This window comes from Methanobacteriaceae archaeon, from assembly GCA_013403005.1.
Taxonomy (GTDB): Archaea; Methanobacteriota; Methanobacteria; order Methanobacteriales; family Methanobacteriaceae; genus Methanobacterium.
In genome coordinates this window covers 31,923-46,091 of sequence record JACBOA010000002.1, presented here as the reverse complement: position 1 = coordinate 46,091, position 14,169 = coordinate 31,923, and the positions used below count along the sequence as shown (strand labels likewise).

At 38.5% G+C, this 14,169-nt stretch carries 14 protein-coding genes; 10 read left to right on the top strand and 4 right to left on the bottom strand.

Translation table 11 applies throughout. The features are described 5' to 3' along the window. The first annotated feature begins 57 nt into the window (after nucleotides 1-57). Entirely contained in the window at nucleotides 58-531 is a 474-nt protein-coding gene (locus HVN35_02550; GenBank protein ID NYB51433.1) for a DUF2124 family protein, read from the top strand. Between the two features lie 370 nt (nucleotides 532-901). On the opposite strand, the gene HVN35_02545 is transcribed toward HVN35_02550, so the two are convergent. Both HVN35_02545 and HVN35_02540 read right to left on the bottom strand, forming a co-directional pair. Continuing rightward, nucleotides 902-2,647: a ferrous iron transporter B gene (locus HVN35_02545; protein ID NYB51432.1), complete on the bottom strand. Its 1,746-nt coding sequence runs from the start codon at nucleotides 2,645-2,647 to the stop codon at nucleotides 902-904. Next, nucleotides 2,629-2,856, bottom strand: coding sequence for a ferrous iron transport protein A (locus HVN35_02540; GenBank protein ID NYB51431.1), 228 nt, complete (start codon nucleotides 2,854-2,856; stop codon nucleotides 2,629-2,631). Before HVN35_02540 ends, HVN35_02545 begins: the two co-directional genes overlap by 19 nt. Nucleotides 2,857-3,151: 295 nt before the next feature. On the opposite strand from HVN35_02540, the gene HVN35_02535 reads away from it, so the two are divergent. The 8 genes from HVN35_02535 (at nucleotide 3,152) to HVN35_02500 (ending at nucleotide 9,560) form a co-directional block, all read left to right on the top strand. After that, nucleotides 3,152-3,790, top strand: coding sequence for a DUF134 domain-containing protein (locus tag HVN35_02535; protein ID NYB51430.1), 639 nt, complete (start codon nucleotides 3,152-3,154; stop codon nucleotides 3,788-3,790). A 26-nt stretch (nucleotides 3,791-3,816) separates the two neighbouring features. Further along, complete coding sequence (locus tag HVN35_02530) at nucleotides 3,817-4,188, top strand: NifB/NifX family molybdenum-iron cluster-binding protein (protein NYB51429.1); 372 nt, start codon at nucleotides 3,817-3,819, stop codon at nucleotides 4,186-4,188. Nucleotides 4,189-4,326: 138 nt separating this feature from the next. Further along, on the top strand, nucleotides 4,327-5,124 hold the full coding sequence (locus HVN35_02525) for an Mrp/NBP35 family ATP-binding protein (GenBank protein NYB51428.1): 798 nt from the start codon (nucleotides 4,327-4,329) through the stop codon (nucleotides 5,122-5,124). An 11-nt stretch (nucleotides 5,125-5,135) separates the two neighbouring features. Continuing rightward, nucleotides 5,136-5,528, top strand: coding sequence for a NifB/NifX family molybdenum-iron cluster-binding protein (locus tag HVN35_02520; protein ID NYB51427.1), 393 nt, complete (start codon nucleotides 5,136-5,138; stop codon nucleotides 5,526-5,528). Between the two features lie 119 nt (nucleotides 5,529-5,647). Beyond that, nucleotides 5,648-6,556 (top strand): P-loop NTPase, encoded by a 909-nt coding sequence (locus tag HVN35_02515; protein ID NYB51426.1) that lies wholly within the window; start codon nucleotides 5,648-5,650, stop codon nucleotides 6,554-6,556. Further along, complete coding sequence (locus HVN35_02510) at nucleotides 6,553-7,488, top strand: P-loop NTPase (GenBank protein ID NYB51425.1); 936 nt, start codon at nucleotides 6,553-6,555, stop codon at nucleotides 7,486-7,488. Before HVN35_02515 ends, HVN35_02510 begins: the two co-directional genes overlap by 4 nt. Before the next feature lie 65 nt (nucleotides 7,489-7,553). Further along, complete coding sequence (locus HVN35_02505; protein ID NYB51424.1) at nucleotides 7,554-8,795, top strand: cation diffusion facilitator family transporter; 1,242 nt, start codon at nucleotides 7,554-7,556, stop codon at nucleotides 8,793-8,795. Nucleotides 8,796-8,873: 78 nt separating this feature from the next. Further along, a complete protein-coding gene (locus tag HVN35_02500) occupies nucleotides 8,874-9,560 on the top strand; it encodes an MBL fold metallo-hydrolase (protein ID NYB51423.1) in 687 nt (228 codons plus the stop codon). Nucleotides 9,561-9,726: 166 nt separating this feature from the next. Here HVN35_02500 and HVN35_02495 read toward each other — a convergent pair whose 3' ends face one another. Then, nucleotides 9,727-11,082 carry a TIGR04014 family B12-binding domain/radical SAM domain-containing protein gene (locus HVN35_02495; GenBank protein ID NYB51422.1) on the bottom strand — a complete coding sequence of 452 codons (1,356 nt, stop codon included), beginning with the start codon at nucleotides 11,080-11,082 and terminating at the stop codon, nucleotides 9,727-9,729. Between the two features lie 203 nt (nucleotides 11,083-11,285). After that, nucleotides 11,286-12,536: a methyl coenzyme M reductase-arginine methyltransferase Mmp10 gene (gene mmp10 / locus HVN35_02490; protein ID NYB51421.1), complete on the bottom strand. Its 1,251-nt coding sequence runs from the start codon at nucleotides 12,534-12,536 to the stop codon at nucleotides 11,286-11,288. A 295-nt stretch (nucleotides 12,537-12,831) separates the two neighbouring features. Here mmp10 and mcrB point away from each other — a divergent pair, with 295 nt between their 5' ends. Then, complete coding sequence (mcrB, locus tag HVN35_02485) at nucleotides 12,832-14,163, top strand: coenzyme-B sulfoethylthiotransferase subunit beta (protein ID NYB51420.1); 1,332 nt, start codon at nucleotides 12,832-12,834, stop codon at nucleotides 14,161-14,163. Nucleotides 14,164-14,169 lie beyond the last annotated feature (6 nt).

The window sequence follows — 14,169 nt, the reverse complement described above, 5'->3', positions numbered from 1 at the left end:
TAATCATAATCATATTTTAGAAAAAATGATGATTAAAGTGGAGTGAGGTGATTTTTTATGGAAAAGAAAAGCGGTATAGTAGGTTTCACATCTGCCTTCAGAGAAAGTTTAAAAGATATTGAAAATGGTTCTACTGTTGTTTTCGCAGGTTCAGTAGCTGTATGCACACCTTTCATTGAATTATTAGCATACGCTGTCAGAGACAAAGATTTTCAAATGATTTATGTTCCAAAATCAGATATTAAATCGGCTAAGAAGATTGAGGAGCAACCAGGTATTGGTTTTAGCGTTGTTAACCAGGAAGTTGAACTGGTAAACCCGGATGTTTTGGTGGTTATGGGTGGTCTGGCCATGCCTAAATTTGGATGCTCACCGGAAGATGTATTAAAAATGCTGGAGGAAATATCTGGTGCAGAAAAACCCAAAACAATTGGTGTTTGTTTCATGAACATCTTCGAAAAAGCAGGATGGAACAAAAAAATACCATTTGATGTGTTGATTGACACTAGTTTGGAAACTGTTGTTTATTAATTTTTTTTTAATTCTTTCCAATCAATTAATCTTTTTTTTCATCTGGTGCATTTTTTATCTGTTAAATTAGATCTTTAAGGACTTAACAAGTATTATCTCTATTTTTTGTTCTCTATTTTTGTAGTCATTGGTATTTTTTTTTTATTTTCTATATTATATTTTCAATATATTTTATCTTTCTACATCTTGAAAAATGAAGGTTTTTTTAAAATTAAAGATCTTTGTTTCTTTTCTTATGAACCATTTTGATTTTCATATTTTTTTTCATACATCCCGAACAGTTTCTGCAGTCATGTTTGAATATGAAGATTAGACGCATAAGAATATCTCTTATTTCCATAGAATATCAACTCTTTTTAAATTCAAATGGTTAATTCAATATAAGGTTAAGTATTGTTCCAGTGATAAGGGCAATGGACAACATTATAAAAATTGTTTTCAGCATGTCCTTAATTCCAATCTCTTTAATCAGAACAATAAATGTGGCTATACATGGAAAACTCGTTGCCAGAACAGTACAGGCCACAACCAATTGATTTGGACTAAGTTCTAAAGGTGCGAGCATGGCAGTTGCCAAGTCCTTTCTTAAAAATCCCATTATCAGGGCATCAATGGCTTGATTAGGCAAACCCAACATTTTTGACATAATGGGGGCCAGTAAGCTGGAAATTGCACCCATCACACCTATGAGGTAAAGGATGTTAATGGCCAGTATTCCCAAAAATACGAAGGGCAGGGCTTCTAAAAGGAACCCTCTCACTCTCATCCAAGTTTTTTTTAGCAAGGTTTTCATATGAGGTATTCTGTAGGGAGGAATTTCAAAGAAAATTTCCGGACTTTCCCCTTTCAATATCAGATTCAAGGCTGATCCCAAGATTGTGAAAACTATTAAAAGCGTTCCATAAACCATAATAATATATTGAATTCCGTATTGTCCCAACAATCCAATTATAACTGCGGTTTGGGCCATACAGGGGACTGATATGGCAACAAGGGTAGCAGCTATAAATTTTTCCCTTTTTCCTTCCAGAATTCTGGTTGAAAGCATGGCTGGAACATTACACCCAAAACCAAGAATAATGGGGATGGTTGCATAGCCATGGAGTCCTAACTTATGCATGATACTATCCAATAAAACTGCCAGACGGGGCAGATACCCAAAATCTTCCATAAAACCTAAAACCAAATAAAATGATAGGATGTAAGGAAGGACAACAGAGAATATCACATAAATTCCCGTTGTTAACAGACCAAAAGAGGTTTCATATTCATATCCACTTCCTATTAAGATGTCATGGATGAAACCAGAGGGAATAGAGTTTTCCACGGCACTGGTTATAAAAGGGCCATAAAACTGATAATACAGGGGATCAAGAATATAATTAATTAAAAACTCTCCCAATCCAATTATCACTTGCATGACGATGAATAGTACTATTAGTGCTATTATAATTCCAGAGACAGGTTTCACTGAGGCATCTTCTAATCTTTCCAGTATGGAGGGGTGTCTATGTTCTATTTTCTGAACTTCAGATAACATTTGGCCAATAAAAGCCCATTTCTTATCATCATCCATTTTAGGAATTGAAGAAACGTTTCCTTCGGGATTTAGAGTGATTCCGTTTACAATATCAACCAGTTCCTTTATACCCTCACCAGTTACAGCCACTGCAGTTACAACTTTTATTCCCAGGGTTTCTTGCAGTTTTCCCAGGTTTAAATGCACACCTTTTCGCTTAGCAGCGTCCCACATATTAAGTACTATCACTGTGGGTATCCCTTTTTCCAGAATCTGCAGGGTGAGATAGAGGTTTCTCTCTAAATTGGTGGCATCAACCACATTGATGATTAATTCCGGATCTTCATCAAAAAACATGTCCCTGGCTACTTCTTCTGCTTTACAGGAGGGAGATAAAGAGTAGGTTCCCGGAACATCAATTAGATCCATCTCACTTTGACCTATATTAAGGTGCCCTCTGGTGTATCCTACTGTAGTGCCGGGATAGTTGGATTGGATGACATTTACTCCGGTTAATCTGGAGAAAACAACACTTTTCCCCACATTAGGATTACCCATCAGCAATATTTTCCGATTCTTCAAATTTCTTCCACCCATACTTTACTGGCCATACCACGACCTATAGCCATTTTACATCCTTCTATCTCTATGACCACAGGGCCACGCAGAGGTGCTGAGCATGTTTTCTTCACTTTTTTGCCTAACCTAATGTTCATAACTTCCAAACGATTTTTCAAACCTGAACCACCCTCAATTTTCCTGATTATTGCAGTTTTCCCATTTTTTAATTCAACTAATGTGTTCATAGATAAAACATCCTCTAATACATCCAAGTGTTAGACTAACCTAACATTTCTTTTTATTCTTCTTATTTATTTAAATCTTTATCTGAATTGTCTTGGGATTTTTTGAGGTGCTTTTTCATTTTTTAAACAGATTTAAATGTTTAATTTTAAATTTATAGTATATTTATATACTTTTAACCTAATAATGGTCTGGAAATTTAATTAATAACATTTTATCTCTATTTTTTTCCTTGGGATTTCTATCACACAAGGTGTGGAAAAGGTTTATATAGAGTTTTGAATATATATTCATAACATGTCAAGGCCCCGAAGATTTAGTCGAATATTGGGTAAACCCAGAGTATGTCGTTTCGCACCAGATATATCTGGAAAAGATGAATTCGAACCATTGAACATTAAAATGGAAGAGTTTGAAACATTGAGGCTCAAGGATTACCACCAAATCAAGCAGAAAACCGCAGCTGAGATCATGGATATTTCTCAACCCACTTTTCACAGAACTCTCAACTCAGCTCGTAGAAAAATCTCAAGGGCCTTAGTTGAAGGCAGAATAATCCAAATAAAAGGAGGAGATTATATTATGGATAAAAAAAGGTATTTGTGTAAAAATTGTGGTTTCGAATGGCAGAGTGCCACCAAAAAATATGACAAGTGTCCAGACTGCGATTCCGAAAAAATTGAACTAATAAGTGCAGAAACAGAATCCCAAAATCCCACAGCACAACCCGGATTAGGAAGAAGAAGGGGTGCTGCTGGAAGAGGGATGGGAACTGGAGCTGGAAGGGGAACAGGAAGAGGGGCAGGAATTGGAGCCGGACCTCCAAGAGTATGTAAATGCCCAGAATGTGGTTACGAATCTCCAAAAACCCCTGGAGTCCCCTGTCGCGAAACCAAATGTCCCAAGTGCGGTATTCCGCTTTGTGGTTCTGACTGAACCATTCTTAAAGGGAGGTCTTATAAATGGTATTGATATGCGTTCCCAGTCTGGACCAGGAGGGTTTAAAAGGTAAAATATCCCAACACTTGGGGAAAACCCCTTACTTTGTTTTAATCAACTACGAAGATGACAAAATAGAAGATTTTCAGATTACAGAGAGCAGAGCCAAACATCTAGGGGGTAACATGACTCCTGGTGAATTCATAGCTGGTTCAGGTGCTAAAAAGCTTTTGTGCGGCAATTTAGGACCTAAAGCTGTTCAAATGCTCCAAAATTCAGGGATTGAAGTGTATACTGGAGCATCAGGGACAGTTATTCAAGCTCTGCAGGATTGGGTGGAAGGAAAATTAAAACAGGCCAGCATGGGTTCTGCCTGTTCAGACGGTCACATTTAACTGGAATATATTATAATCCACGTGGGAATAATCAATGTGGGATTAGACAGGTTAAAGTATTAATTATCAGAGTTGAGGGATGATCCTTTGAAAGCAGAAGAAGAAACAATTTCAGAAAAAGAACAGAAAAAACTCATAATGCAACAGGACATCGCCATAGTAAAGCGGCTGAGCAATATAAAACATAAAATTGCTGTCATGAGTGGTAAAGGAGGGGTGGGGAAATCAACCATAGCTGTAAACCTAGCAATGGCATTTGCTTTAAAAGGCTATCGCACAGGTTTAATGGATGTGGATCTGCACGGTCCGGATGTTCCCCATATGTTAGGTGTTGAAAACGCAATTTTAGAACAATCCCCACTGGGCATATTACCCCTTAAAGTGCGAGAGAATCTGGATGTTTTATCAATAGAATTCATGTTACCTTCCAAAGGATCCCCCATAATTTGGAGGGGCCCCAAAAAGACCGGTGCCATAAGACAGTTTTTATCTGATGTTTCATGGGGCAAACTGGACATTTTAATCATTGATAATCCACCGGGAACTGGAGACGAACCTTTAACAGTTTTACAATCCATCAGTCCACTGGATGGAGTGGTAATGGTTACCACCCCCCAGGCAGTTGCCGGTGAAGATGTTAGAAAATGTGTAAACATGGTTAAAGGACTTAAAATTCCCATTTTAGGAATCATAGAAAACATGTCTGGTTTCATTTGCCCCCATTGTAAAGAAGAGATTGAAATTTTTGGAAAAGGCGAAGGAACAGAACTTGCAGAAGAATTGGAAATACCCTATCTAGGAAACCTACCTCTGGAAACATGTGTTAGGGAAGATTCAGATCAGGGGAAACCATTTGTTCTTGCAGATCCAGAGTCTGAAATGTCAAAAAAGTTCTTGGAAATAGTTTCCAAAATTGAAGATAAGGTTTGTAAATAAGAGGTGATTTGATGAAAGTAGCAATAGCTGCCAGTGGAGGAAGTCTGGATTCACAGGCCAGTCCTGTATTTGGAAGATGTTCCCATTTAATAGTATTAGATTTAGTGGATGGGGATTTTAAAGATTTTAAGATAATACCAAATCCCACTACAACTGAAGGTGGTGCAGGTATAAAAACTGCCCGAATGGTTGGAGATGAAGGGGCAGAGGCTATTATATCAGGATCTGTTGGTCCTAACGCCTTTGAAGTTTTAAAACAACTGGATATAAAAACCTACCAGATGGTCCCAGGCACAGTAGAAGAAAATTTAACTCTCCTATCCCAGGGAAAACTGCAAAATTTAGACCCATCTGCCCGGGGACGCAGAACCGGCATGGGAGCAAGAAAGGGAGGAAGAGGATAATTACAGTCAAATATAGATCTTTGAATTTAACGTATTATTTCCACGAATCAAATACAGATTCAAATAAATCGCCAAAAATCCAAAAAAGTGAAATTAGTGCATAATTGAAGGAATTTCTTATGAAAATTGCTGTAACAGGAGGAAAAGGAGGCACAGGGAAATCAACTATATCAACAGCTTTAGCCCTTGAACTCTCAAAAGAAAATAGACTATTGCTGGTTGATGCTGATGTTGAATGCCCTGATGATCATATTATCCTCTCCACAACCCGTGAAAAGGTTAAAGATGTCCATGCACTGCTTCCTAGATTTAATCAGGAAAAATGCATAAAGTGTGGCTGTTGTGCTGACGTATGCAAGGAAAACGCAGTAGTAATGGTTAAAGATAAATACCCATTCATAGTCACTCGCCAGTGCAACGGTTGCGGGGCCTGTCTCTTGGTATGTTCTTCCGGAGCCCTGAGTGAGGGTCGAAAGGTTATCGGAGCTATTTATCAGGGTGAATCTCAACTGCCCACTAGAACAAATAAAGAAAGAGATAAATATAATCTCCTTCTCATCTGGGGGGAGATGGATGTTGGTTGTGAAACCACATCCCTGGTGGTCAATGCCACCAGAGAATACGCTGATGCACTGGCTTCAGATTATGACTGCATCCTTATTGACACTGCTGCAGGAACGCATTGTAATGTTATTTCCGCAATGATTGGCGTGGATCTGGCCCTAGCAGTAACAGAACCAACTCCTCTAGGAAAACATGACTTGGAATTGATCCTTCAACTTTTAAAAATCATGGAGTTACCCACACAGATAATCGTTAACAAATATGATGTAGGCAATCTGGATCTTATCGAAAATGCTTCCAAGAATAATGATGTTTCAATAATTCAGAAAATTCCATACGAACGAGATATATTGAAAAAACACTCTCGAGGTCAACCAGTGGTTCATAAAAATATTGAAGAACTTGCCAATACTTTAGTAAGTAAACTAAATCATGAAGGTCAAGAAGGCGGATTACAAAAATGAAAACCATCACTGTACTATCAGGGAAAGGGGGCGCGGGTAAAAGCACTTTAGCTGCTTCATTATCTGTAATGCTGGCAAAAGATAATAAAATAGTGGCAGTTGACTGTGATGCTGATGCCCCTAATTTAGCTCTTGTTTTAGGTTTATATGAAGAAAATTTTGATAATTGGGAATCACTGATAACCGGGGAAAAAATCCAACTATCAAAAGAGAAATGCCAGTCACTTAAATTCTGCCCCAAATGTCAGGGTCTTAGAAAATGTGTAGAAGCTTGCAAATACTCAGCAATCACCTGGAACCAGGAGGAAGAACTGCCTGAAATAAATGAATTATTATGTGTGGGATGTGGTGCTTGCGAATTAGCCTGCCCAACTGGGGCTCTTACTCTTAAAAAGGTTGAAAACGGCAGTTTGGGTGTTGGAAAAACACAGTATGGGTTTCCTATAGTCTCTGGACAGCTTAAAATAGGGGAATCTGGTTCTGGTAAGGTGGTAAACGAACTTCGTATAAGGGCTTCTAAAATTGCAGAAGATATCCAGGCAGATTATATGATTTTGGATGCGGCTGCAGGTATTGGATGTCCAGTTATTGCCTCTGTAAGGGGCAGTGATTATGTAATATTGGTAACTGAACCTACTCCTGCGGCCTTCTGGGATCTTAAAAGAGCCATAGAACTGGTTGATCATTTTAACATTCCCTGCGCAGCGGTAATTAACCGCTGGGGAATCAACAGAGACTTCACAGCTCATCTACAGGACTACTTCAAAACCAACCAAATTCCAGTATTAGGTTTGATTCCATATGATGTCAGATTCGTAAGGGCACTGGTAAATTTAAAACCTGCTGTAGTTTATGAAAAAAATTTTAGACCCATATTCAAACAGATAATGGAAAATTGTCTGTTTCAGATGCAAAACATTCCTCTGTATTAACAACCAATCTATTAACCGGTATTGAATAAGATGTATTGAATATAAGATGACGAGGCAATATAAGAATGGTCAAAAAAAATTCTAGTAACCTAAAAGGTGGCAAAGAACGTTTAAAAAAAGGTGAAAGGGCAGCCAAATATGCCATATTAACTAACCTCTTTTTAAGTGTAATCAAAGGCATTTTTGGATTATTATCTGGAAGTGTAGCTCTCATTGCAGATTCAATCCATTCCTTTTCCGATATATTTGCTTCTCTAGCTGTTTATATCGGTCTTAAACTTTCCCAGAGGAAACCGGACCAGAGATTCCCGTATGGTTACTACAAAGCAGAGACCATGTCCTCGCTTATTATTGCAGTGGTAATTGTAATTGGTGGTCTGGAAATTATCATGGAGTCTTTTCAGGGAATAATTGATCCTCAACCTTTAAAAATGCCCTTTATTGCCATTATAGTTGCTGCTATTGCAGTAATTGTATCTTTCCTACTTTCCCGTTACGAAAAACAGATAGGTGATGAAATAGGATCACCAGCCCTTTTAGGTGACTCTAAACATAGCTTAATTGATGTTTTTTCATCTGCACTGGTTTTTGCAAGTATACTGGCATCATATATTGGTTATCTAAGCCTTCAAGGTGTTGCTGGAGTAGTGGTATCCTTATTGATTATTTGGATGGGTTTAAAAATCGGAAAAAATGCGATATTGGTGCTTCTTGACGCTACTCTGGATCCTGAAACCGTTGGAAAAATAAAAGAACTGGCTTTATCTGTTAATGGTGTGGAAGGGGTTCATGAAGTCAAAGTGAGGAGTTCAGGACCTTACATATTTGCAGAACTCCACCTGGAAACTAAAAAAGAGATGTCAGTGGAAAAAGCACATGAAATTTCCACTGAAGTGGAAAAAATGGTTAAAAAAGAGGTAAAAAAGCTTGAAACATTGATGGTGCATGTAGAGCCCGTGAAAAAGGATAAAATTAGGTTTGCAATCGCTGTTGAAAATAATAATGGTCTTAAATCAATTCCATCCAAACATTTTGGAAAGATACCCTATTTCTTTATATGGGATGTTAGTAAGGGGGAGATAGAAACTTACCAGATAAAAAATAATCCAGCATATGAAATAGAAAAAAAGAGGGGGATAAAAACTGCTGAATTTCTGGCAAGAGAAAATGTTGATATTATTTTAACTAAAGAAATGGGTGAAGGTCCTAAATATGTTCTTTCAGAGTCTTTCATTCGTTTTTTACCTCCAAAAGGAGATAACCTTGAAGAAATAATGAAAAACTCTATAGATCTGAAAGTACAATAATAAAGTACAATAATAAAATAATCATAATTAGAGAAAAAAATTCATTAAGAGAAAATCATTCCCGGAGCGCACGATCACATGAACAAGAAGGGTTCCCTGAAAATTACTGTGTTATACGACAATAACTGTCACCCAGGTTTTAAGGCTGGCTGGGGATTTTCCAGCCTGGTGGAGTTTAATGACTCTACATTACTTTTTGATACGGGTTGGGATGGTAATGTGTTACTACATAATCTCCAAGCAGCGGAGGTAAAAGTTGAAGAAATAGATATGGTAGTGCTTTCCCATGACCACTGGGATCACATGGGTGGGATAACCCACATATTGCCCTTAATGAAAAATCCAAAGGTTATTCTCTTAAAATCATTTTCTAAAAACCTAAAAAGTGAAATAAGAAATAGATCAGAAATCTTGGAAATTGAACAGTCTCAGAGTATAACTGATGGTGTGTGGACAACTGGAGAATTAGGAAAAAAGATAAAAGAGCAGTCTATGGTGGTAGAAATTGGTGAAGGGATGGGAAAGGTCATTATAACAGGATGTGCTCATCCTGATTTAAAAAGTATAATAAAAAATGCTCGAAATATTGGTGAAGGTGAAGTGAAAGCCCTTATTGGGGGGTTGCACGATTCCAGGGAATTAGATATGTTGGATGGAATAGATCTGGTAGTGCCCTGTCATTGCACCCAGAGAAAGGATGAAATCCGCAGTAGGTTTTCTAATTCATATGCAGAATGCGCTGCTGGGGATGTGTTTAACTTTTGAGGTAATCAATACTTTATGAGAATTTATTTTTCCATATATTTCCAAAAAGTTCAATAAAAAGTAAAGTTTTCCAATAAAGTTTCTATATAAAATAGTCTCATTGAGTTATTTCGGATTTTTATTTCTGATTTGAAAATTGGAGGATCAATTGGATCAACTGGAGGATCTATTTTTTGGAGAGTTTATTGTTTTTAATCAACTCAGTAACTCTTTTTATATGTTCTCCTTGTGATCGGACCTCATCTATAAGGTTAGATAATAGATTCTGAGTCATGGGGATGGGATAACTTCTAAACACATATGATTCAATCATAAGATCCAGTGCTCTTTCTTCAGCCAGACTGAAGTTATGTCTTTTATATTTCTGGCTTTCCTGGAAAAGAATATTATCTTCCAGATCTAAATCAGCTATTTCATTGCCTAAATCAGTTCCAGGGATAGGTTCAGCGATACTAATGAAATAATCATCCAGCATTAACTCATCCGCCAGATCCAATGTATCCTGGAAGTCATCCTCTTCCTCTCCAGGATAAGCAACAATAAATGAACCCGCAGTCTTTATCCCCTGCTCACGGGCCATATCAACTGCTTCACGAACTTGCTCCACGGTTATGCCCTTTTTCATATGGCGAAGAATGCGGTCACTGCCTGATTCAATCCCAAAGAAAACCCATCCATTAGTGTATTTGCTGATAGCCTCCAAAATATCATCACTGATTAAATCCACCCTGACATCAGGTATGGTAAGATTTTTGGGTCCTGTAAGTTTCGATATCTCTTTTAAGAGCTTAACAAAGGCTTCTTCATCCACATTTTTGAATTTGCTACTTCCATAAAGAGAACCTGTTCCACCGCTAATGGCTATTTTCCGTGCACCATTTTTCAGGAAATGTTTAACTTCAGTTAAGATGTCTTCTAATGGGCGGCTTCTCACTTCTCTACCAAAGAAACACGGCACTCCACAGAATCCACAGTTACCAGGGCATCCGCGATGTGTTTCCAAGTAAACATTAGCCCCCCTGATATTTTCAGAGGAAATATCTGGAGGCACCATTGACAAATTCTTTTCTAAAGGTGCAGGTGAAGTTTGACCAGTGATAGTAATCCTATCATCTTCTTTGAAAGCTACTCCTTCTAAATATTTGAAATCAGAACCTTTTAAGGCGAAAACATCACTGGTGGATTTCTTTTCAAAAACCCTTAATATATTATATAGGGTATTTTCACCCTCTCCCACCACCACCAGATCTACGGGTAGGCACTTAAAAATCAGTTCAGGGGAAAGTGTAACTGGCCCTCCTACTATCTTAAAGGCAGGGATGGCTTTCAGTTCTTCCTGATATTTCAAAAGGTGTATGGTTGATTGTAAGCTTATAAAAACAATATCTGCATCAACATCTTCCTTAAATCCTTTCTGCAATTTTACAGGGTAACCATATTTTTGCAGTAAACCCGCAATTAAAAGAGCACCGTAACTATAGAACTCAGGGGTTAAAACAGTTATTTTCAGTTTATGCTCCATCATATCACAAATTAGAAGATTAAGATGAATATAATTCGTTATCTATTTGATTATGTGTTATTTGAATTTCATTTATATGAATTTCCATACAAAAAATTTTCTGATAAAATTTCTGATAAAAAATTAGGTTAATTCCTTATAATAAAGATATATTTTAACTTCTAATTGGGTTAATTCCACATAATTCCAATTTTATTATTATATTATTTTTTTCTTACACCAAAGAAGTTTATGGCTTCTATGAGGTCCTGGAATGCTATTAATTCTGTTTTAAGCACATCTTCAGGGCTTAGTGTGCCACTCATTTCCCCATCAACACTGAGTTTATCAGGACCCCGGGCTACAATACGCTCCACCCCATCTCTACTTAAAATTTCAGTGGCTTTCTTATCATGAACAAAGGCTCTACCAGGGATCATTACGGTTTCTTTAAGGTCTTGAAGGTCCAAATCTTCCAGATCTTGCTGGGTTATTAGGCAGCCTATGTCCTGATCTGCTGCCACCACATTAACCAGATCTGAAGCCCCTATTGCATTGAATATTTTTTCAATATAGGGTTTGGCTACCTTACTGGTTAAGACCGTAGCTTCAGAGGTAACCTCGGATAATATGTCCAGATATTCCCAATTTTTTTCTAGGCTCAAGGCAAAGGGTGAATCGTTTTCAGGGTCGCATACCGGGGTGCCGGTCACTCTGAGGTTGAATTCCTTATTTATACTGCGCACCAGTTCCTCAAATTCCTGCAGACTGTGTGGTTCCAGTCCTTCGATGATGGGTTCGTTTCTCAGTATCAGGCCCTGGTTGCGGTAGTTGGCGAATCGCATCAGGATAAATGCCTTAGCACCCCACTCTTCCAGGTCACTGCAGGTTCTTCTTAGCTCTTCTCCATCGTTAACTCCGGGAACGATAACTGCAGCGGCATGAACTTCACAACCTTCTGAAAACAATTTTAAAGCATCAAGGGCTGCTTGTGGATTTTTATCACCCATCCAATTTTTTCTTAGATCTGGATTGGTGGAAAAAACAGTGAAGGTTACTTCTTCAACTCCGTGAGAAATGAGATTGGTGGCCATCTGGGGATCATCGATACCCTTTCCACTGGTGTATCCCAGGTGGATGGGAATTTCCCACTGGGAAAATGCAGAAGTGATATCCAGAAGGTGAGGATAACAACTAACATCTCCTCCACCACTGATGTTGATTTTAAGATCCTCTTCAGGGAAGTTTCCCATCATAATTGATGTTTTAACGGAGTTGACAACCATAAATGGAGGTATAAATTCGTTTTTTTGTTCTCTGACTCCTGAAGTGCACTGTTCGCATCCGAAAGTACCAGGGAGGCATGTTCTGCATCCTAAAGGATCACCTTCTTTAACCTTGCGAAAATAGCAATATTTACAGAACCCTCTACAGTCTTTACCGGGTATACCACCCACATCTGCAATTATTTGCATGATATCAACATTTCAAACAATTATATTATAAAATAAGATATTATTAGACATATTTTTTGCTTCCCTCTTTTCTGAGGAGGCATTTTATGCACTGACATAAAGTTTCGAAAGGGTCACTTATAAGTCTTTCTATTTGATTCAAGAAGAAAGTTTAATACATATCTAACAGTATACGGAGAATCGTATATCATATAGTACCATGGGAACATTGAATCCCTAGTGAACATAAACATTTTATGTTCACAAGTGATCTGGTACAAAGAATTGGTATACAAGAATCTGTAGGAGGGAAAAAATGGCAAAGTTTGAAGATAAGGTCGACTTGTACGACGACAGGGGTAATCTTGTCGAAGCAGAAGTCCCCATAGAAGCCTTAAGTCCATTGAAAAACCCAGCAATCAAATCGATTGTACAAGGTATAAAAAGGACTATAGCAGTGAACCTCGAAGGTACAGAAAACGCTTTGAAAACTGCAAAAGTAGGTGGACCTGCATGTAAGATTCTAGGCCGAGAAATGGACCTGGACATTGTAGGAAACGCAGAAGCAATTGCAGAAAAAGCAAAAGAAATGATAAAGGTCGAGGAAGACGACGATACCACAGTAGAACTACTGGGTGGAGGAAAAAGGGCATTAGTCCAAGTTCCATCCGCACGTTTCGAAGCAGCAGCTGAATATTCAGCAGCTCCACTGGTAACTTCTGCTGCATTTGTACAAGCCATAATTGACGTATGTGACGTAGACATGTACGACGCCAACATGGTCAAAGCAGCTATCTTAGGAAGATACCCACAATCTGTGGAGTACTTAGGTGGAAACATTGCATCCATGTTAGACCTACCACAAAAACTGGAAGGCCCAGGTTATGCTCTGCGTAACATTCTGGTCAACCACGTGGTAGCAGCAACCCTGAAAAACACCATGCAAACATCAGCTCTTTCCAGCATCCTGGAACAATCAGCAATGTTTGAAATGGGTGATGCAGTAGGAAAATTCGAAAGAATGCACCTATTAGGACTGGCTTACCAGGGAATGAACGCTGACAACATGGTATTCGACCTGGTAAAAGAAAATGGTGCTACAGGTACCGTTGGATCAGTCATAGAATCCACTGTTGAAAGGGCTAAAGCAGATGGTGTTATCGGTGTAGAAAAAGACCTGAACGGGTTCAATGTCTACGGAACCGATGACATGGCTAAATGGAATGCATACGCCGCTGCAGGATTAATAGCAGCCACCATGGTTAACCAGGGTGCTGCACGTGCTGCCCAAGGTGTATCCTCAACTATCCTATACTACAACGACATTCTAGAATTCGAAACTGGATTACCAAGCGTAGACTTCGGTCGAGCTGAAGGTGTAGCAGTAGGATTCTCCTTCTTCAGCCACTCTATATACGGTGGTGGAGGTCCTGGTATCTTTAACGGTAACCACATCGTGACTCGACACAGTAAAGGTTTCGCCATACCATGTGTGGCAGCAGCAATGGCACTAGACGCAGGTACACAGATGTTCTCACCTGAAGCAACCTCCGGACTAATCAAAGAAGTGTTCAGTCAAGTGGACGAGTTCCGAGAACCACTGAAATACGTGAACGAAGCAGCAGCGGAGATTAAAAACCAAGTCTAAATAAAA

Coding starts and splice junctions, on each gene's coding strand:
- HVN35_02540 (NYB51431.1), bottom strand. CDS start 2,856: ATGAACACATTAGTTGAATTAAAAAATGGGAAAACTGCAATAATCAGG.
- HVN35_02550 (NYB51433.1), top strand. CDS start 58: ATGGAAAAGAAAAGCGGTATAGTAGGTTTCACATCTGCCTTCAGAGAA.
- mmp10 (NYB51421.1), bottom strand. CDS start 12,536: ATGCAAATAATTGCAGATGTGGGTGGTATACCCGGTAAAGACTGTAGA.
- HVN35_02545 (NYB51432.1), bottom strand. CDS start 2,647: ATGGGTGGAAGAAATTTGAAGAATCGGAAAATATTGCTGATGGGTAAT.
- HVN35_02505 (NYB51424.1), top strand. CDS start 7,554: ATGGTCAAAAAAAATTCTAGTAACCTAAAAGGTGGCAAAGAACGTTTA.
- HVN35_02495 (NYB51422.1), bottom strand. CDS start 11,082: ATGGAGCATAAACTGAAAATAACTGTTTTAACCCCTGAGTTCTATAGT.
- HVN35_02530 (NYB51429.1), top strand. CDS start 3,817: ATGGTATTGATATGCGTTCCCAGTCTGGACCAGGAGGGTTTAAAAGGT.
- HVN35_02510 (NYB51425.1), top strand. CDS start 6,553: ATGAAAACCATCACTGTACTATCAGGGAAAGGGGGCGCGGGTAAAAGC.
- mcrB (NYB51420.1), top strand. CDS start 12,832: ATGGCAAAGTTTGAAGATAAGGTCGACTTGTACGACGACAGGGGTAAT.
- HVN35_02525 (NYB51428.1), top strand. CDS start 4,327: ATGCAACAGGACATCGCCATAGTAAAGCGGCTGAGCAATATAAAACAT.
- HVN35_02535 (NYB51430.1), top strand. CDS start 3,152: ATGTCAAGGCCCCGAAGATTTAGTCGAATATTGGGTAAACCCAGAGTA.
- HVN35_02515 (NYB51426.1), top strand. CDS start 5,648: ATGAAAATTGCTGTAACAGGAGGAAAAGGAGGCACAGGGAAATCAACT.
- HVN35_02520 (NYB51427.1), top strand. CDS start 5,136: ATGAAAGTAGCAATAGCTGCCAGTGGAGGAAGTCTGGATTCACAGGCC.
- HVN35_02500 (NYB51423.1), top strand. CDS start 8,874: ATGAACAAGAAGGGTTCCCTGAAAATTACTGTGTTATACGACAATAAC.